The organism is Marinobacter gudaonensis (assembly GCF_900115175.1).
In the GTDB taxonomy this organism is placed as follows: Bacteria; Pseudomonadota; Gammaproteobacteria; order Pseudomonadales; family Oleiphilaceae; genus Marinobacter; species Marinobacter gudaonensis.
The window spans coordinates 1,262,932-1,281,572 of sequence record NZ_FOYV01000001.1 but is presented as its reverse complement, the minus strand read 5'-3'; the positions used below and the strand labels follow the sequence as shown (position 1 = coordinate 1,281,572).

Here is an 18,641-nt window from a genome sequence, read left to right as displayed (position 1 = left end):
CTGTCAGTATTTTTGAATGATCACTCAGGGATCGCTCAGGGATCATTCAGGAGAGTCGGCGGACTTCCGGTCCGAGTGGCCCAGCGAGCGCTCGGGAGCGATCTGGTCGCGGACCCGTTGCTTGAGCACAGTGATCTCCGGGAAGCCGCCATCGTCCTTGCGCGACCAGACTCGCTCTCCGTTCACCCAGACTTCGAAGATACCGCCGCTGCCCGGGTGCAGGCTCAGTTCGCTGATGTCCGCCTCGAAGGTGGTCAGTAGTTCCTGCGCCATCCAGGCTGAGCGAAGCAGCCAGCGACAGCCTGTGCAGTAATGTATGTCCACTTTGTTGGTCATAGTGCGCTCCTTGACGTGTGTTCGGTGAATGGTCGGGTACGGCCGCTCAGAAGCATCTGCCGGATGTGTGTGAACAGCCGCTCCTGAAACGCTCCGGACAGCGGATAAAGATGGCCTGTGTCTGGCATCAGGGTGAGTTCGGAGGCAGGTAGTTTGTCGTCAAGGTGGCGCGCATAGTCCACCGGTACGAAGGGGTCATCGGCGCCCTGGTAGATCAGCACCGGCGTACGGACATCCCCGAGGCGAAAACCCCAGTCACCCAGTTCGGTCAGAAGATCCGTGGCGATGGCGCGACAGCGGCTATTGAGACACTCAAGCTGATCGGCCCGGAACCGGCCATCGCCAGCCAGCGACTGAAGCAGCGCCCGGTCATGGACGCTCGCTATCTGCCGGGCACTTCTCATATACAGGCCCGGTTGGACACGGGACAGCCAGGCGACCAGGCACACGGCAACCTGCACCAGCCGCGGGCTGAGATTGGCCATGGCCGGACCGGGCCAGCGGGTGGCTTCAAGCAGCCTCCCGCTTCCGGGGTATTCCGGGAAATGGGTATAACCAGAGAGACAGACACCGAGCTCCACGCGGTCTGCCAGCCCATGGCAGCACGCCAGCGTCCGCGAGCCGCCACTGGACCAGCCCATGTGGGTGAAGCGATCAATGCCCAGGGCGTTCGCAAGTTGTTCGATGTCGCGAGGGTAATCCCGGAGCGTCCGCCCGGCCTGGAACCCGGACCGGCCAATGCCCGGGCGATCGACGGTGATAATCCGAAAGCGGTGGGCCTGGGCAAGCCTGTCAAAAAAATACCCTTCCAGACGGCTACCGGGCATGCCGTGGGCGAAAAACACCGGGGTGCCTTCCGGATCGCCGCAATCGGTGTAGGCGAGTCTTCGGCCATCCGCGAGCACCAGCGTCCGGTCGCTTTCTTGCGGGGTGTTACTCGGTGTCATAGGTTGGATAAACAGATCGGGACAGGGTGGGCTCGCACCCCACCACCTGCCGAGCCTGCCTGTGGGCATGCAGATACCAGCGGGTGCCCGGATTCTCGAACGTTGCCCGGGTAACGGAGAATTCAGTGTTCTCCATGGTGGCCGGGATGGGTGAGCCGTCGGCGTGCCGGTAGACGCAACTGACGCCGAGTGTTACGGGCGTTCTGGCGGGCAGCTCAATGAAGCCGTCGGAGCGAACCGGGGGAGCTTGTCCGTCGACGGAAATGATTTTGAGGCAGGGGCCATAGTGGTTTTTCTCAAGCTCCTCGAGGTACTCGCTCAGGCAATGCTGTGCACTGATCAGCACCGCGCCGGGCGCGACATCAGCACCGGCCGGTGGTTGAGACTGGCAGCCTGCCAGAAGCAGGCCGGAGAAACAGGCAATCAGTAGCCGATGCATACCGGTCAGCCCTCCATGGATCCCTTCAGTTCCTTGAGCAGGCGCGCATCGCGCTCGTAAATGTCGTTGCGGTACTGAATACGGCCTTCGCCGTCTACCCAGGCGGTCCAGTACTGGAGATGAACCGGCACGGGCCTGGGCAAAAGAACCGTTTGCGGAACCTGACCGTCGATGACGCCCTCAATTCTCGCCCGGGACCAGTTGGGAGAACCGGCGAGCAGACGTTCCGCCAGGTCGAAGGGCTGCTCCACCCGAATGCAGCCAGAGCTGAAGGTGCGCTCTGACTTGGCAAACAGCCCCCTGCCCGGGGTGTCGTGCAGATAGACGTCGTACTGGTTGGGCAGCATGAACTTGACCTGTCCGAGCGCGTTCTGCGGCCCCGGTTCCTGAACCAGCTGGTACGGGAAGTTGTTCCTGCCCAGGGCGGACCAGTCGATCGTGGCAGGGTCAACCGGTACTCGATCGGCGCCCCAGCCCCGGTAGACGCTGATGTTGAGCCTTGCCAGATAGTCCGGATCATTCAGGATCTGGGGCAACTGATCCTGCAGCATGATGGTGCGGGGCACGGTCCAGGTCGGATTGAACACAAGATATTCAATCTGATCACTGAACACCGGCGTTTGCCGGAAGGGCTTGCCGACGATCACGCGTTTGCGCAGAACTTCGGAGCCCCGGTCAATCAGGGTCAGCTCAAAGCCGGCAATGTTCACCAGCACGTAGGTTTCGCCCAGTGACTCGGGCAACCAGCGCCATCGCTCCAGAGTCGCGTCAAGCTGACGGATGCGCGCGGCAGGTGTGAGGTTCAGGGCCCGGAAGGTGTCCCGGCCGATCACTCCGTCGGCTTCCAACCCGTGCCGTGACTGAAATGCCCTGATGGCTTTCTCCAGCAGCGCGTTGTAGAGCTGGGGGTCCTGGTCGGTGCTGTCGGTCGGTTCAAGGTCTCCGAGGGCCGCCAGACGCAGGCGTACTTCGGGCACTCGTGGATCGTATTCACCTGGCCGCAGCGTGGGTCTGTCGGCCAGCGGCTCCCAGGGCGCCGCGGCTTCAGAGGCGAGTGAACGGCGAACGTCCATCAGTTGGCGATAGGCGGGATGCGACGGCCTCAGAGCGTCCAGAGTATGATCGATATCGCCGCTGTCGAGCGCATCGGCCAGTACTGACTCCATCTTCCGTTGGCGCCGGTTGGCCGTCCACTCGGCGTGGATGGTCTGGGGGTTGACCTTGCCTTCCAGCAGGTGCGATCCGAACACCAGGAAGGCGTCCGAGAACAGCAGATCGATATCTGCCCGCCGTGCCGGCGAGATATCCGCTATTGGTGCGGATGCCAGGCTTGCCAGCAGATCCGCGTGGTAATCACCGGGTAGCAGGCCGTCGTTGCTGGCGCGTCCGATCGCCCCGGCCAGTTGCTGGCGGTACTCCATTGAATCCCAGGCCAGACGATAGCCGTTACTGGCGTAAAACGCGGGCAGTGCCTTCTTTGCCATGAGCGGGCTGCCAAGCACTTCTACCGGAAAACCGCCGTTCAGCGCCTCGATTCTCGAGACGATGTGTTCATTGGCACCCTCGGCAGCATGTGCGGGCGCAAGCCAGAGCGATGGCAGTATCGTTGCCAGAAGAGTCACAAACGACAGCTGACGAATGTTAATCATGGGTGTTGGTTGCCTCCCCGTGGCAATACTTCCTGAGCGGCTGGACCTGCCGGGATGTTGAGCTTACCAGTTCTTTTGATTTCACCAGAGTGCCATTTGTTCCCCGCCCGGGCGCCGGAACCGGTCTACACGCAACAGCTCCGCCTCATGAAGATTGAGCCCCAGCTGGCGGGCTTTTTTGGTGAATCGCTGACGGATCAGGTCCGAATAGGGTCCGATGCCGGTCATTCGTCGGCCAAAGGTGGCATCATAGCTCTTGCCTCCCCTGAGGTCGCGCATGCGGTTCATCACATGTTCGGCCCGTTGTGGAAAGTGCCTGCGCAGCCAGTCCTGGAAAAGCTCGTCCAGTTCGTGAGGTAACCGTAGCATAATCCAGCTGGCCCGGGTGGCGCCGGCCCGGGCGGCTGCCTCCAGGATGGCCTCGATCTCATGATCGTTCACAAAGGGAATCACCGGCCCGAGGATGATCCCGGTGGGCACCCCCGCGTCACTGAGTTGCCGGATCATTTTCAGGCGGGTGGCTGGCGCCGCGGTGCGGGGCTCCATCGAGCGCTTGAGGTCATTGCTCAGCGTCGTCAGGCTGACCCTGACCGAACATAACCCCTGCGCCGCCATCCCGGACAGCAGGTCCAGATCTCTGAGAATAAGTGCGCCCTTGGTGATGATCGAGACCGGGTGGCGATAGTCGGACAGCACCTCAAGCACTTGCCGGGTAATCCTCTGGCTCCGCTCCAGGGGCTGATAGGCGTCGGTATTGACGCCAAGGGCAATGGGCGATACCCGGTAACCCGGCCTGTCGAGTTCTTCCCGGAGCCGGGCGGCGGCATTGGGCTTGGCGATCAGTCGGGTCTCGAAGTCCAGCCCGGGCGACATGTCCCAGTAGGCATGGGTTGGCCGGGCAAAACAGTAGATGCAGGCATGCTCGCAGCCCCGATAGGGGTTGATCGACTGATCAAACGGCACGTCTGGTGACGAATTCCGGCTGATGATTGTTCTGGCGTTCTCCAGAATAACCTCAGTGGCGACGCTGTCCGGGTTGAATTCGTCCTCCGGGTCACGATACCAGCCATCGTCCACCTCTCGATCGGTGGCGATGGGCTGGAAACGGTTGTGCGGATTGAGGGCCGTGGCGCGGGTTTTCATGGGTACACCTGATACTGTTTAAATGTACAGTATCCGCAATGCTAGCGCTCTCCTTAATGCAGCGCAACCGTCAGGTGTAGGTGGCCGGTTCCATGCTCAGAGTCGGAAGCCCTGAGAAGCCGTAGTCAGGGCCGTCACCTGGGACGATAGCCGCTCAATGTGGGCGGTGAGGTTCTGGCGAATGCCAGACGTTTCCTGGGTGTGGCCATGGATCTGCTCCACTTTCTGGGCGATTTCCTCCGTAGTGGTGGAGATGCCTTCTATGGACGATACGACCTGGTTCATGTCCCCGGCCACTTGTCGGACGGCGCCGGTTATCTGGTCGATGGCGCGGGCCGCTTCGCGGGCGCTCTGTTCACCTTCACCCGCAGAACTCAGGCCCTCCTCCATCAGGCGGGCAATGGCCCGGGTCTCCTGATTCAGTGACTCAACAATGTCGGCGATACCGTTGGTGGCGTTCACGGTTTTCTCGGCCAGAGACCGAACCTCATCGGCCACCACCGAAAAGCCGCGGCCTGCTTCTCCGGCCCGTGCCGCCTCAATCGCAGCGTTGAGTGCCAGTAGATTGGTCTGTTCGGCCAGGCCATTGATGACACCAACGATGGAGTTGACCTTTTCGCCGGTCTTGCCGAGTTTGCCGACCTGCTCGTGGGTTTTCTGGATGCGTTCCGCCAGGGAAGTCATGGTGTCTGCACTGCGCCGAACCACATCCGAACCGGATTGCGCGGCGCCATTGGCGCTTTGCACGGCGTCATTGACGGACTGGGTGTACTTCGCAATATCTACCGCGGTGTGGGAGATTTCCTGCACGGCCGTGGCGGTTTGCTCGGTTTCTTCCTCCACCTGTTCTCCGTTACGCCCCATCTTGTCCACCAGGCCATCCAGCTCCTGTTGCAGTTCCGACAACATGCGGTTGCCATCCACTACCTGGCTGATAACGCCCGAGACATCGTCGAGCATCTTGTTGGCGGCCTGTCCCAGGCGAGTGAACTCGTCATTCGGATTCTTGCCGGGTTCCAGCCGATGACTGAGATCGCCGCCGGCCACACGGGTCAGCAGGTCCACCGTGGCGTTGAGGCGCCTTACAAGCGTTCTGGAGGCGGTGGTAAGGGTGATTACCAGAATGACCACGACCGCCAGGGCGGTAATGATAATGAGCCAGGTAGAAAAGGTTCGGGTGTCTTCCGCTTGCTGGCTGGTTGCGACAATAAGCTCTTTCCGGAGCAGGTTATTCTGGCGGGTCACCAGATTCCGGATCGAGTCACCAAGGTTTTCAAGCTGGCTCTCGATTCCTGCCAATTCGCTGGCCAGGGTTTCCGCCTGGGTGAACGCCTCGTCGAAGGCCTTAACCGCCTGGCCGATGTCGATGTCCTGCCAGTCCATCTCGACCACCGTCGCCTTCATGCGTTCGAGAGCTTCCCGGGTAGCCTGGGCATAAGCAGGGTCGAATGTATCAAGGTAGTCCCGGTAGGTAGAGGCGATGGTGTTGATGTCGTTATTGAAGATGGAAATGCTGATTTTTCGGAGATTCTCATCAATGGCGGTCGCCATGGTGGCACGCAACCCATCGGAGGCGGTCAGGCCCATTTGCTGCTTGAGGGCCAGCCATTCGGTCCGAAGTCGGGTATACTCTGTCACCTGAGCCTGTATCTGTTTTGCCATGCTGGCGATGTCGTCGTCAGGCAGGGGCACGGCAGACTCGCTGAGTGAGGTGGCCTGTTCCGCCAGCGAGGCCAACTGCTGCTGGTATTCCTCCACCTGCTCCGGCTTGAGGCTACCGCTCAGTCGCTCAAGGGCGAGCCAGTCGTTAAGCAGGGTAAGGGATGCCGATTCGTAGGCTCGCGCCTGCCCACGTGCCTCGTAGGCATCCGAGACCCGTCCTAGCCCGCTCAGGGAAGCGGTGGTGGCGAGCCCCAGCCCGATCAGGGTGGCGACGATCAACAGCATGAATTTCTGGTTCCAGGACAGGGCCATCAACGTACTCCGGACATTATCGTTTTTATACAACTGACTGAGTTTAGACCAGTTCTCGCCGACAGGCGGCTCTTTTTAGCTTCGGGATTCCATGTCTGATCTTGCCAACTACCAATACCTTCTTATTGCCCTCATTTTTGTCTGGAGCGGTTTTGTGCGCTCGGGGCTGGGCTTCGGCGGGGCCGTCCTGTCGCTGCCGTTCCTGCTACTGGTACACGATCAGCCTCTGGTGTTCCTGCCGATCATTGCCGTTCACCTGCTGGTGTTCTCTTCGCTGACCATCTGGATGAACAACCGCAGTCGCTCCACGCCGGGGAAGGTTGGGGCCGGCACGGTTGACTGGGGATATTTGTGGCGAATTCTCGGCATCATGATCGTACCCAAGCTGATCGGCGTGTTCGGGCTGATCACCATGCCCTCGGACATCCTAAGCGCCATCATTTTTGTGATTGTCGCGCTCTACTCCGTGTCCTACATCGTCAATCGGCCGTTTCGCAGCGGTAGCAAAACGGTGGATGCGATCTTTCTGATGGTGGGTGGCTACATCAGCGGCACGTCACTGATCGGTGCACCGCTGATCATCGCCGTGGTGGCCCAGCATCTGCCGAAGGAAAAACTGCGGGATACGCTGTTTGCGCTGTGGTTCATTCTGGTGCTGATCAAGATGGCGGCCTTCATCTGGGCCGGCGTCGATCTGCAACTGATCCACCATCTGTGGCTGTTGCCGTGTGCGGCGGTGGGCCACGTGATTGGCCTTTATGCCCACGACCGCATGCTGCGCGCCGAGACGCCGGTGTTTTTCCGGGTGCTCGGCGTTGTTCTGCTGGTGGTCAGCAGCCTCGGCATCGCTAGCGTTCTGTGAGCCTTCGGGTGCGCCCTCAGCCGGCGCGCCCGAACACCCGCTCCAGAAATCCCCGCTCGCGAACGTCCGGAATCGGTAGCTGGTCAACATCCTCCATGGCCTGACGCCAGAACTTCTCCGGCTCGTCCAGGTGCGCCACTTTTGCACGTTCTTCCTGGCTGTAGTGGTTGTGCTCACCGGCAATGCCCTGATTCATGAGTTCCTGGGTCCAGAGATAGAGGCTGGCCCGCACGATTCTTAGCAGGCGGCAATAGGAATCGCGGCTCAGATTGATGGCAAGCTCGGCCGTCAGGTTGATGTGCTTCTGAAGCACCGCCATCGCGTCTTTCTCAAGCAGAATGCGGTTACCGTTGCCCTTCTTGCAGTTAACGCAGATCTTTTCCAGGGCCTTGACGCCGTCCAGCAGGTCGAGACGACCATAGGCTTCCTTCTGTTCCTCGTTTACTGGCGCAGGAATCCATCCGTACTGCGGAGACTTGGCCACAATGTGGCCGTGCAGATCGCGCCGGTATGGGGGAGCCGCTGCCAGGTCCTGGTAGCCGTCGAATTCGGTGCGTAGCCATGCGGCCATTTTGCGATGCCGGAGCATCATGGCAAGCGTGATGGCGGAGGGCATGATTTCTTCGAGCAATTCTGCGGCGTCCCGCGTCCGCTCGTCGAGGTGGTTGACGGATGTGGACATTTCTCCTCCTCGACAACGGTGACCCGGAGGGGCGACTTCCGTTGTCTGTTTGTTATTGTGGGTGATTAAAAAGTAGGCAGATAATGGACTGGCCGCCGTTGTAAAAAGGTTATTGCTTTGTAACGGTCGGTAAGTGAGCCAGGCATTGGAGGCAGAACCATGGGCGAGTATCGGGATTTCGAGCAGCGGAGGGCCGGCATGGTAAACGAACAGCTCCGGGCGCGGGGCATTGACTCCCCCGCGGTTCTTGAGGCGATGGGGCGGGTGGCCCGGGAGCAATTTGTACCGGTGCACCTGAAGGACGACGCCTATGAGGATGGCCCGTTGCCCATCGGCGCCGGGCAGACCATTTCACAGCCCTATATCGTGGCACTGATGATCGAAGCCCTCGATCTGGAGGGCGGGGAGCGGGTTCTGGATATTGGTACCGGTTCGGGCTACGCGGCGGCGATTCTGGGTTCCATTGCCGGCGAAGTCTTCAGCATCGAACGCATTGAGGAACTGGCGGACAGGGCCGAAAAGGTATTGACGGAGCAGGGGTTTGACAATGTCCGGGTACGTTGCGGCGACGGCACTCTGGGCTGGCCCGAGCACCAGCCCTTCGATGGCATTGTGGTGGCCGCCGGAGCTCCAGCGGTACCCGAGGCCCTGAAACATCAGTTAGCCATTGGCGGACACCTGGTAATTCCGGTAGGCGGTGAGCAGGGCGTCCAGTACCTCGAGCGTGTCACCCGACTGTCCGCGCATGAGTTCCGCACTGAAGACCTGGGCGCGGTTCGTTTTGTGCCGCTGCGTGGTGAGCAGGGATGGTCCTAGGGCCTCCTTTCAGCGGCCCCTCACCGACCGGCGTTGGTGCTCTCGAAGATTTTGTCTGCCGAGGCCGCCACAAAGCCGGAGTAGAGGTGGCCGTCGGCCTTCGGGTAGCGCAGCGCAAATTCATAGAAGCAACTGGGGATGGTCACGGTCTGGTCCGAGAACTGAACCGGAACGCGATCCGCCATGGTTGATGACTGCTCAAGCATCTCGGACGGCGACCCTTTGACTTCGCCGCCGGACGCGTTCACCTCATAGCCGTTTTCTTTCAGCAACTGATTGATGTCTCTCACCGTGCGGAAGCGCTCCAGATGATTGATGCTGACTGTGAAGTGGTTGGCACGGTAACCCCAGGCTGCCATCCAGGCAGCGTATTCACTTTCCTGAAGCAGATTGCTGTAGGTGCTGTAGTCAATCTGCCAATGACGTCCCGAGTACAGAAAATTATCGGCCGTTACCGCCTCGGGTGAGACCTGATCAACCAGACCCTTGACCGTTGCCTGGAGTGCCTCTGAGCACTGATCGACCAGCAGCTCGGAGATGAACACCTTGGGCAGATCCTCCCTGGGAGGCTCGTAGTGCCGGGCGTAGAGTTTTTTCGCTTCGAAATGATAGTCGCCGCCCTGGCGATAGCCGAGGCTGAGGAAATGTTCTGCCAGGGCATCCAGCCGAACGGGATCAAGGTTGAAGGTCCTCAGCGCGATGTGGTCGTTGACGATGCGCTGGCCCTCTTCGGCACCGAGAATCCTGTGGATTCGTTCTGCGGAGGGCGTTACCTGCCGGTAAGAGTCCCAGAGTTCTTTGAACAGGGTATCGGCATCAGTATGCATAGCGGACCTCCTCATTTGACATTTGTCCCTGGAGCACGGCTGGCGACTGCCGGCCGGTAAGCGGAAGATAGCAGGCCCGGCCGTTTGCAGACAGTCCCAGTGTGCGTGCCAGGGCAGCGGGAACAGTCACGCGCCCGCCGTCGGCATGTAACTGCCGGGACACAGTGGCCCGGAAATCGGCAGCACCGGTATTGGTGATAATGGCGTCGCCCCTGGACGGCGTCCGGTTATCGTCGGACTCTTTCGCATCTGAAAGTATCACCACAGAGCCTGAGCGGGTGTTCTGCACGCTTGCGATGGACTCTCTTCGACATTCCAGAGTTGGGCCACCGTCGATCGGATCCACGTAGCCCACGTGCTCAAAGCCTTCTTTCTCAAGCATCGCCCGGGCTGGTCGGGTGTCGATGTGGACCTCGCCAAGTGCGCTGCGCGCGGCGTCGGTCATCTGTTCGGTTAATAGTGTCTCCTGGTCCGGGTTCAGTCCCGGGGCGCGGCTCTGGAGCCAGCGCCAGAACGGCGACTGGCCTGCAGGGTCCCAGACGCCTCGCATCTCGGCAATGACGAGGTCAGAGAAACGCTCTGGGTGAAGGGCCATAAACACGAAGCGCACGCGCGACAGCAACTTGCCGGCGTTGGCCCTTCGAAAGGCAGGGCGGAGGTACAGGGAACAGATCTCGGTGCAGCCGCGGTAGTGCTGGCACCGGGTGAGCAACTCCCGGGGCCGGCCGACACGGCGCACTCCGGCGCTGTCGGTCAGCACCTGCCGGTGAAGATGGACCAGCGGGCGCTCAACACCAGCCGACGCTTCAATACCGGTGGTCCCCATGATGTCGCCGGTCTCGCAGTCTTCCAGGACGAAAAGATAGTGTTCGTTGCCAGGGCACTCGACGGTGCGCTCAAAGCTTGAAACCGAGAGGTCGATTTTCCGGACCAACGCATCACGGTCCGGCATCAGGGACGTAAATCCCGGGCCGGATTCCAGGGCAATCTGGTACAGCGCGTCAAGGTCTCCGGGGGCAACCGGTCGAATGAGCATGGCCTGGCTCCTCATGGTTCCAATGAGCCCAGTATGCGTACAAATAATGGCAAAATGCAGACACAAAATGATCGATTTGCTATCTTTTATGATCAAAAAGCAGATATGAAGAATCAAAATGATCAGTTCTCAGGACCAGAAGTTACTCGGCCTGCTACGTCAGAATGCGCGGGCAAGCGTCACCGACCTGGCGCGGGCCCTGCACGTTTCCCGGTCAACGGTGCAGAACCGGATTCGAAGGCTGGAGAACAATGGCGTAATTCGTGGTTATTCCGTGCAGCTGGGCGGCGAATTTGCGGCAAGCCAGGTAGAGGCGCATGTATCCATCAAGGTGGTCCAGAAGCTGACCAATCGAACCAATACAGCCCTGGAGGGCCTTAGCCAGGTGTCGCAGCTGTTCTCGGTCAGCGGCGAATACGACCTGATTGCCATCGTACAGGCTCAGTCCCTCGAAGAACTGAGCGCGGTGTTGGATGCCATTGGCAACCTGGAAGGCGTTGAGCGCACCAACTCGGCGGTGGTGCTTGAGACCCGCTTCCGGCGCTGAGGGAATATGAGAGATGGGTCTCAATGAAGGACAAATTGGCCAACGGGCAAGGCACTAAATGCTATTGAGCGGGTCGAAAATCCCGCTAGTATGGATCGGCAACCGATTCGAAGGCGCGCTTCTGGACTCGTAGGCGCGCGTTATAACAAGCAGTACAACAACAAGAATGGAGCACTTGTATGGCGGTAGATCCCCGCAAGCAGACGTCTTTGCATTGCCTTTACTACTGGGCGGAGCAGGCCCCGGACAGGGTTTATCTCACTCAGCCTTACGCGGACGGTCGGGTGGAAGATATCACCTGGAAGCAGGCCGCCGACCAGGTGTCGCGCATGGCCGCTCACCTGAACAGCCTCCAGCTGCCGGAGTCCAGCAACATTGGCATCCTTGGCAAGAACAGCGCCCACTGGATCCTTGCGGATCTGGCCATCTGGGCGGCAGGCCATGTTTCGGTGCCGTTGTACCCCACGCTCAATGGCGATACCGCGGTCTACGTGCTGGAGCACAGTGAGACCAGGCTGCTGTTCCTGGGCAAGCTTGACGGCACCGCCGACGGCTGGAACGACATCAAGGGCCATATTCCAGAGGATCTGCCGATCATCTCCCTGCCCATGTCTCCCCGGGACGACACGCCGAAATGGCTGGAAATCATCAAGAGTCAGGAACCGGCTGAGCCAAAATTACCCGATCCTGACAAGCTCGCCACCATTGTTTATACCTCCGGCAGTACCGGTCGACCCAAGGGTGTCATGCACAGCTTCCGTACCATGATCTCGGTGGCGGATGGTCTGCAGCAGCTGTTTCCGGTGTCTTCCGATGAGCGTATGTTGTCGTATCTGCCGCTGGCTCACGTGGCCGAGCGGGCTGCCGTGGAAACCCAATCCCTCTACTACGGCTTTCACCTGTACTTCGCCAACTCTCTGGACACCTTCCAGGAAGACCTGCAGCGGGCCAGGCCAACCCTGTTCTTCTCGGTGCCACGGCTGTGGATGAAGTTTTATCTGGGCGTCAATGCCAAGCTGCCGCCGAAGAAACAGAAACTGTTGTTCAGCCTGCCGGTTGTGAGCTCTCTGGTTAAAAAGAAAGTGCTGCGCCAGTTGGGGCTGGACCACTGCCGTGCCGCTCTGACAGGTGCCGCGCCCCTGTCGGCGGAGATCGTCAACTGGTACCGGAACCTTGGCCTTGAGCTGCTTGAGGTCTATGGCATGTCGGAGAACTTTGGTTATTCCCATGCCAATCGTCCCGGACAGGCCAGGGCCGGTTCCGTGGGAATGGCCAACCCCGGGGTGGAGCATCGCATCGCCGAGAACGGCGAAGTCGAGGTGAAGAGTCCCGGTCAGATGCTCGGTTACTACAAGAACGAAGAGAAAACCAAAGAGGATCTGACCGAGGACGGCTTCCTCAGGACCGGCGATATGGGTGAGATCGATCGGGACGGCACGCTTCGCATTACCGGCCGGGTAAAAGACATCTTCAAGACCTCGAAGGGCAAATACGTGGTGCCGGTGCCCATCGAGAACCGCTTCAACCACCCCAAGGCCGAAGTGGTGTGTGTGGCGGGGGCTAATCAGCCGCAGCCGTGCCTGATGGTTCTGCTCTCCGAAGAGGCCAGGGATGAGCTGGAAACTGGCGCCGACCGCGGTGCCCTGGAACAGGAGCTGGCGGAGGAGCTGGACGCGGTCAATGCCGAATGCGAGGCCCACGAAAAGGTGGCGTTCGTGGTGGTGGTGCGCGAGCCCTGGACCATGGAAAATGGGATGCTGACGCCCACCATGAAGATCAAGCGGAACGTGATCGAGGACTACTACAACCGCAAGATGGATGAGTGGTTCAGCCAGAAGCGCAAGGTTGTCTGGGAGTTCTGAGCCTGAAATGCAAAACGCCGGTGGGGCCCTCGGGCGCCACCGGCGTTTTCAAATCCTTATGATTGCCTGCCTGTCGGCGCGTCCCCGCGCCCATGACACCTGAGTCGGCCGGCTCAGTGACCGCCTTGAACCTGGGTCATGTCCGGAGCGACGCTGGCCGCTTTCCGGTTGAAGCTGCGCATCTTGCGGCTGATATACTGCACCGCCTGCTTGGCAGCTGCGCGGGTATACTGGCGCCTGACCTCAGCACTGTTGTGGAGGATACTGGACGGCAGCGGGTTTACGGTTGCGATATGGGTCTGAGTCATAGCGCCTTCCTCCTTTTATCTGGTGGATTGATTAGCGATCTATCTTTAATTTACCGACAATTCTAAGGGTTCTTATTTGCAGCTTGAATACGTTAAAATCCGTACTCTCGTTGCAAATATGCAGTAACTATGGACTGGGATTATCTTCGATACATACGGGCTCTGGCAATAGGCGGAACGCTGGCCAAAGCGGGAGAATTACTGGGTGTGCACCAAACCACAGTTCTGCGTCGGCTCGACCAGATGGAAGAGTCGCTGGGGGTGCAGTTTTTTGAGCGAAGCCGGGATGGCCTGCAGCTTACGCCGGTGGGTGAAACCGCCTTTCGTGAAGCGGAAAGACTGGCTATCGAGATGGAAAATCTTGAGCGTAAGCTGGTTGGCCAGGATTCCGCACCTGTTGGCAAGGTGAGGCTGGCCGCCGAAGACGCCATGATGAACGAGCTGCTTAGCCCGATTCTTTCGGAGCTGGTACGGGCGTTCCCGGACATCGAGCTGGAAGTTCTCACCGACAACGATGTCGCCAACCTGAGCCATCGCGAGGCCGACCTGACGCTGCGCCCCGAGAACAAACCCCAGGCCACGCTGGAGGGCACGCGGATCGCAGCGATTGAGTCTGCCGTGTATGGTGCCACCCGCTATTGCCGTCGCCACCGGAATATGGATGTGGAAAACCATCCGGAAGGCGTGCTCTGGATTGTACCGGACGAAACCTTCAGCCATCTGGCCACCGGCCGATGGTACCGCAAGCACCTGAAGAACGTGACTTCCTTCATTCGCTGTAACAGCCTGCAGTCGATGCATGCCCTGGCTCGGGCGGGTGCGGGCCTTGCGGTGCTGCCGTGTTACCTGGGAGAGAGCACCCGGGAGCTTCGCCGCCTGTCAGATCCCCTGGATGGCGAGAGCGTCGACCTGTGGCTTCATGTCAATCAGGACACCCAGCAGATGGCCCGGGTGCGCATTGTGATGGAGTACCTGGTGGAGCGATTGCAGGCGCTGGAGACGCAGATCGAACTCTCATCTGGCTCCTGATTCTCAGCTCTGGCAGAAGGGCCAGAACTGGTACCAGCGCCAGCACTGGAACTCCTGCTCACAGGTCTTCAGCTGATTGTCGTAGCGGAATGCCCGATTGCGGACGCGGCTGGCCAGGCCCGTTATCGCTGGTTTCTGTTCAAAGCTGCGCCGGGCGTAGCCGCCGCGACCCTCGTGGTAGGCGAGATAGAGCTGCCGCGGCGAAGAAAAGGGAATCCCCAGTCGTTCGTGGCTGAGGCGGTTGTACCAGCCCACGAAGTCGAGCGCGTACTCCATATCGGTGCGCACGGTGAACCAGCCACCGCCATTCGCTTCCAGGTACTCACGCCACGCCGGATCAAGTGCCTGGGCATAGCCATAGGCGGTGGTTGGCCGGGTCCAGGGGATGAAACCCCAGAGTTGTGTTCTCGGCGGACGGGCGTGGCTGCGGAACGACGACTCGTAAAAGACAAAGGCCATCTGGGTAGCGATGGGCGTGCCCCAGCGTTGTTCGGAATCCCGGGCGTAGTCGTACCACACCGGGTGCTCTCGGAAGATGTCGCAGAGATTGTCCGGGTTGGCGGGCGGGTCTGGCTCGAGCAGACTGAAGCGCAGTGTCGCCCAAACCCCCACCAGCAAACCGAGCAACGGCAGGCCGTACCACCTGGCCCGGCTCTTCCATAGCGTCAGGCTACGGCGTCGGCGTTGTGTTGGCCGGCGTGGCTGTGTCCGTTTTCCTACCAAACCGTCATCTCCGTAGCCCCGGGTTTGCTTGCCGTAGCCGGGGCCCACATGGCATAAGGGAACGATCAATGTGTCTCGGATGATAGGTAAATGAAGCGCATTCCCCTAGTTAAACCTCTTTTATTCGCCGCTCTGCTAACTACAGGCGCTGGCACCGTTCACGCGGCACCGGACGCCCGCCAGGTACTGGCGGTCTCACCGATTGACGATATTGTCGCGCAGTATCCGGCCATGATGAGCCAGGGTATCCGCCAGGGACTGAAACAGAGCGGCCAGCTGCCACCCGTGGTGGCGGGCACCATCGGTACTCTCGTCAGCAACAGCTTCAGCGCCGCCGATATTGAGCAGCAGATTGTTGCCGACCTGCGTGAAAAGCTGACCCCGGCCCAGCTGCAGGCCGTACACGACTGGTACCAGACACCGGTGGCCCGTAAGATCTCGGCGGCCGAAATTGCCGCTTCGTCGCCGGATGCCTGGCAGACCATCCAGACTCGCGCCCCGGAGCTCAACGCGAGGTTCAAGGGTACCCGGAAAGCCGAGATGTTTGACCGCTTTGATCGCGCCGCCCGGGCAACCGAGAGTGCCGTGGACACCAGTATTGCCGTGCAACTCGGGTTGGCTTCGGCGTTGGCCGCCTTCAGCAACGAATCGGCCAACCACGAGCAGCTCCGCCAGCGCATCGAAAGCCAGCGCAGTATGCTCAGTGGCGTTGTAGGGCAACAGGTGTACGACAGTTATCTATACACCTACGAAAACATCGGCGCCCAGGAATTGGAGCTGTATCTGAAGTTCCTGGAAAGTCCCGCCGGTTCTGCGTTCTCTCGGGTAGTGACCAACAGTATCCAGCAGGCCATCACCGAACCGGTCGTCAGTATTGGCGAGCAGATGTCGCGCTTCCTGCGTCCGGAGACTGCAACCGGCCAGTGATGGCAGACAATTGGCGTTGCCGGAGGATTTGAACAAACCTCCAATCCGGTCCACGCTCTAGAGAGATCTTTACGGAACTCGCCAGAGCCCAGGTCGGGGGGACGCCATGGACTTCAACGCCTATCAGAACGCCTTGTCCTCGCAGCTTCGGGGATACGAATGCCCGTTCCCGGAGCAGGAGTTTGCCAACCGCCTCGCCCGGGTCCGCGACCGGATGGCGCGGGAGGACTTCGGGGCGCTGTTGCTGACCGACCCGTCCGATATCTTCTATCTCACCGGCTACAGTACCTTCGAGGTTTCCGTCCACGTAGCCCTGGTGGTGACCCACGAGGAGCTGCTCCTGCAGGTGCCGTCCATCGAGATGGGCCCGGCCATGGTGACTACCCGGGTGGCCCGGGTGGTCGGTTACCGTTGGGAGGGGATTGGCGAAGTCCTTGAGCCGCTGGTTCAGGCGCTCAACAACGGCATCGAAACGGTGGGTATTGATGCATGGCACGGCTCACTGCGCCAGGGCGTTCTGGAAGGTCTCAGGGCGAAAATGCCTTCGACCCGGTTCCAGAACAATGGCGGCCTGCTGAAAAAGGTGAGGATGGTTAAATCCGAAGCCGAACTCGGCTTTCTCCGGGAAAGTGCCCGTATTACGGCCGAGGGCCTGGCTGCAGCGGTGGCCGCGGTTTGCCCCGGCATGACGGACAACGCCATTGCTGCGGTGGGAACTACCGCTTTGCTGGAAGCGGGCAGCGAATTCATGAGCATGCAGCCGATCGTCACCACCGGCAGGCGCAGTAGCGTGATTCACTGCAATCACCGGCGCACCGTCATCCAGGAGGGCGACCCGGTGTTCCTGGAGTTTGGCGCCGCCTGGCACCGGTACACCGCCCCCATGATGCAGACCGTGGTCGCTGGCGGCCGGCCGTCGGCGGAGATGCAACGGGTCCACGACGGCTGTCGTCGCATTGTGGATCGTCTGCTGGCCACCGTACGCCCGGGCGTCAGCTTCGATCACGCCGCCCAGGAAGCCGAGCGGGCTCTGGCGCCGCTGGCGGATTCGGTGTTCTTCTCCGGGGTGTTCGGCTACACCGTGGGCGCGCAGTTCCCGCCATCCTGGGTGGAGGGCTCGGGGTTCATTGCCCGTGGGGGTAACGTCGAGTTCCGGCCAGGCATGGTGTTCCACTTGCCGATTTGCCTTCGGATTCCTGGCCAGTGGGGGATTGGTTGCAGCGAAACCCTTGTGGTGACTGACCAGGGCGCCGAGACGATCACCGAGAATCCGTGGCAGCTTGGCCAGGCGCCCGGATAAGCCGCAGGTCCACCAGGAACACCGACCGCGGCGCTGGCAGTTGCACCGCAAACAGTCCCAGCCGGCGAATCCGGTCCATGTCCATGCGCCGCTGCCGCGGCGCACTGGCCACCTGTTCCAGGCTCAGTTCGAAGGTATTCAGTCCCGGCGCCAGTGTCAGTTGGGTGTTAAACCGGTCGCCGTAGGCATTCGCTCCCCGATCATGGGCCACATCATTGATGCGCAGGGTCATCGTCAGTGACTCTGGGTCGGGGTTGAACAGAGTAATGGCCAGCCGGTCATAGCCGCGCCAGTCCGATGGCAGGTTGTGGAGTGTGACTCCGGAGTAGAGCGACGTGCCCAGGTCCAATCGCAGACTGTAGGGGTGCTCGACGGTATGTTGCCGGGAGAGCACGGGGTTGCCGCCCCAAAAGGGGGCGGGGTTGTCCCGGCCAAAATCATACAGTAGCGGCAATTGTTGATGGACCTGCCATTGGCGGGCCGCAACCAGGCCGGTAGCGCCGAGCTCAGCACACAGCAGCAGCGCGACGACCACGGCCATCAGGCGCTCGCCCCAACTCGTTGGTGAGTCCCGAGACAGCAACGGGCGCCCGGCCAGCACCAGCCAACTGCCAATCAGGTTGCGCAACAGATCGCGCCCGTCGAGGTCGCGACCAAAGCTGGATTGAATCAGCTCAATGGCCAATCCCACCCCGAGCAGCACGGCGGTCACCGCAATCCAGAGTCGCCAGCCACTGAGCCAGCGCCATGGGCGGATGGCCAGGGTCAGCAGTGCGAAAAGGGCGATGTGGCCGAGATTCCAGGCCGATCTGAGCAGGGGTCCCGAAGCCCAGTCCGGGCCGCCGATAAACAGAAAGGGGGCAATCAGCAGAGAGGCGAACCCGGCCAGCAGCGACAGCCGCCGGCCGGGTTCCGGCGCTCGTGCCGGGGGGTCAGAGACCATCAGCTGCGGCTGGTGACTTCCAGCAGATGGTAGCCGAACTGGGTCTTGATCGGGCCGATCACGGTGTTCAGTTCGCTGTTGAACACGGCCTTGTCGAACTCGGGCACCATCTGCCCCGGGCCGAAGGCGCCCAGATCGCCGCCGTTGCGGCCGGAGGGACAGGAGGAGTGCTGCTTTGCTACTTCCGCAAAATCCTGGCCGCCTTCGATGGCCTTCTTCAGTTCTTCACATTTCGCTTCGCTGTCCACCAGAATGTGGCGTGCGGTTGCCTGAGCCATGGTTCTTCTCCTT

General features: G+C 60.6%; 20 protein-coding genes. 7 read left to right on the top strand and 13 right to left on the bottom strand.

The genetic code is table 11. The annotated features are described in order from the left end of the window. Nucleotides 1-42: 42 nt before the first annotated feature. The 6 genes from BM344_RS05825 to BM344_RS05800 form a co-directional block, all read right to left on the bottom strand. A complete protein-coding gene (locus BM344_RS05825; RefSeq protein WP_091987110.1) occupies nt 43-336 on the bottom strand; it encodes a SelT/SelW/SelH family protein in 294 nt (97 codons plus the stop codon). Next, complete coding sequence (locus tag BM344_RS05820) at nt 333-1,283, bottom strand: alpha/beta fold hydrolase (RefSeq protein ID WP_091987107.1); 951 nt, start codon at nt 1,281-1,283, stop codon at nt 333-335. Before BM344_RS05820 ends, BM344_RS05825 begins: the two co-directional genes overlap by 4 nt. Continuing rightward, entirely contained in the window at nt 1,270-1,722 is a 453-nt protein-coding gene (locus BM344_RS05815; RefSeq protein WP_091987105.1) for a hypothetical protein, read from the bottom strand. Before BM344_RS05815 ends, BM344_RS05820 begins: the two co-directional genes overlap by 14 nt. 5 nt (nt 1,723-1,727) lie before the next feature. After that, nucleotides 1,728-3,371 carry a L,D-transpeptidase family protein gene (locus BM344_RS05810; protein WP_091987102.1) on the bottom strand — a complete coding sequence of 548 codons (1,644 nt, stop codon included), beginning with the start codon at nt 3,369-3,371 and terminating at the stop codon, nt 1,728-1,730. Nucleotides 3,372-3,452: 81 nt separating this feature from the next. Then, nucleotides 3,453-4,514, bottom strand: coding sequence for a PA0069 family radical SAM protein (locus tag BM344_RS05805; RefSeq protein ID WP_091987100.1), 1,062 nt, complete (start codon nt 4,512-4,514; stop codon nt 3,453-3,455). Between the two features lie 96 nt (nt 4,515-4,610). Beyond that, a complete protein-coding gene (locus BM344_RS05800) occupies nt 4,611-6,488 on the bottom strand; it encodes a methyl-accepting chemotaxis protein (RefSeq protein WP_091987098.1) in 1,878 nt (625 codons plus the stop codon). Nucleotides 6,489-6,579: 91 nt separating this feature from the next. Between BM344_RS05800 and BM344_RS05795 the strand changes: the two genes are divergently transcribed. Beyond that, nucleotides 6,580-7,350 carry a sulfite exporter TauE/SafE family protein gene (locus BM344_RS05795; RefSeq protein WP_091987096.1) on the top strand — a complete coding sequence of 257 codons (771 nt, stop codon included), beginning with the start codon at nt 6,580-6,582 and terminating at the stop codon, nt 7,348-7,350. A gap of 16 nt (nt 7,351-7,366) precedes the next feature. Here BM344_RS05795 and BM344_RS05790 read toward each other — a convergent pair whose 3' ends face one another. Further along, a complete protein-coding gene (locus BM344_RS05790) occupies nt 7,367-8,032 on the bottom strand; it encodes an AbiTii domain-containing protein (RefSeq protein WP_091987094.1) in 666 nt (221 codons plus the stop codon). A 159-nt stretch (nt 8,033-8,191) separates the two neighbouring features. On the opposite strand from BM344_RS05790, the gene BM344_RS05785 reads away from it, so the two are divergent. Continuing rightward, nucleotides 8,192-8,848 carry a protein-L-isoaspartate(D-aspartate) O-methyltransferase gene (locus tag BM344_RS05785; RefSeq protein WP_091987091.1) on the top strand — a complete coding sequence of 219 codons (657 nt, stop codon included), beginning with the start codon at nt 8,192-8,194 and terminating at the stop codon, nt 8,846-8,848. Nucleotides 8,849-8,868: 20 nt separating this feature from the next. On the opposite strand, the gene BM344_RS05780 is transcribed toward BM344_RS05785, so the two are convergent. Together BM344_RS05780 and BM344_RS05775 are read right to left on the bottom strand one after the other, a co-directional pair. Next, a complete protein-coding gene (locus tag BM344_RS05780; protein WP_091987089.1) occupies nt 8,869-9,675 on the bottom strand; it encodes a DUF1338 domain-containing protein in 807 nt (268 codons plus the stop codon). Next, nucleotides 9,665-10,711: an arginine N-succinyltransferase gene (locus BM344_RS05775; protein WP_091987087.1), complete on the bottom strand. Its 1,047-nt coding sequence runs from the start codon at nt 10,709-10,711 to the stop codon at nt 9,665-9,667. The genes BM344_RS05780 and BM344_RS05775 overlap by 11 nt, the downstream gene beginning before the upstream one ends. A gap of 118 nt (nt 10,712-10,829) precedes the next feature. On the opposite strand from BM344_RS05775, the gene BM344_RS05770 reads away from it, so the two are divergent. Both BM344_RS05770 and BM344_RS05765 read left to right on the top strand, forming a co-directional pair. Further along, on the top strand, nt 10,830-11,258 hold the full coding sequence (locus BM344_RS05770; RefSeq protein ID WP_091987084.1) for an Lrp/AsnC family transcriptional regulator: 429 nt from the start codon (nt 10,830-10,832) through the stop codon (nt 11,256-11,258). A 179-nt stretch (nt 11,259-11,437) separates the two neighbouring features. Further along, nucleotides 11,438-13,120 carry an AMP-binding protein gene (locus BM344_RS05765; protein WP_091987081.1) on the top strand — a complete coding sequence of 561 codons (1,683 nt, stop codon included), beginning with the start codon at nt 11,438-11,440 and terminating at the stop codon, nt 13,118-13,120. 113 nt (nt 13,121-13,233) lie between these two features. Here the strand turns inward: BM344_RS05765 and BM344_RS05760 are convergent, their stop codons facing one another. Continuing rightward, complete coding sequence (locus tag BM344_RS05760; RefSeq protein WP_091987078.1) at nt 13,234-13,428, bottom strand: hypothetical protein; 195 nt, start codon at nt 13,426-13,428, stop codon at nt 13,234-13,236. 129 nt (nt 13,429-13,557) lie between these two features. Between BM344_RS05760 and BM344_RS05755 the strand changes: the two genes are divergently transcribed. Further along, complete coding sequence (locus tag BM344_RS05755) at nt 13,558-14,457, top strand: LysR family transcriptional regulator (protein ID WP_091987075.1); 900 nt, start codon at nt 13,558-13,560, stop codon at nt 14,455-14,457. A 3-nt stretch (nt 14,458-14,460) separates the two neighbouring features. Here the strand turns inward: BM344_RS05755 and BM344_RS05750 are convergent, their stop codons facing one another. Next, nucleotides 14,461-15,084 (bottom strand): transglycosylase SLT domain-containing protein, encoded by a 624-nt coding sequence (locus BM344_RS05750; protein WP_407656799.1) that lies wholly within the window; start codon nt 15,082-15,084, stop codon nt 14,461-14,463. 186 nt (nt 15,085-15,270) lie between these two features. Between BM344_RS05750 and BM344_RS05745 the strand changes: the two genes are divergently transcribed. Together BM344_RS05745 and BM344_RS05740 are read left to right on the top strand one after the other, a co-directional pair. Beyond that, on the top strand, nt 15,271-16,107 hold the full coding sequence (locus BM344_RS05745; RefSeq protein WP_091987070.1) for a DUF2059 domain-containing protein: 837 nt from the start codon (nt 15,271-15,273) through the stop codon (nt 16,105-16,107). Nucleotides 16,108-16,213: 106 nt separating this feature from the next. Further along, nucleotides 16,214-17,407, top strand: coding sequence for a M24 family metallopeptidase (locus tag BM344_RS05740; protein WP_091987068.1), 1,194 nt, complete (start codon nt 16,214-16,216; stop codon nt 17,405-17,407). Here BM344_RS05740 and BM344_RS05735 read toward each other — a convergent pair. After that, nucleotides 17,367-18,350: a VanZ family protein gene (locus tag BM344_RS05735; protein WP_091987066.1), complete on the bottom strand. Its 984-nt coding sequence runs from the start codon at nt 18,348-18,350 to the stop codon at nt 17,367-17,369. The genes BM344_RS05740 and BM344_RS05735 overlap by 41 nt on opposite strands. Beyond that, nucleotides 18,350-18,628 carry a peptidylprolyl isomerase gene (locus tag BM344_RS05730; RefSeq protein ID WP_091987063.1) on the bottom strand — a complete coding sequence of 93 codons (279 nt, stop codon included), beginning with the start codon at nt 18,626-18,628 and terminating at the stop codon, nt 18,350-18,352. The genes BM344_RS05735 and BM344_RS05730 overlap by 1 nt, the downstream gene beginning before the upstream one ends. Nucleotides 18,629-18,641: the final 13 nt, after the last annotated feature.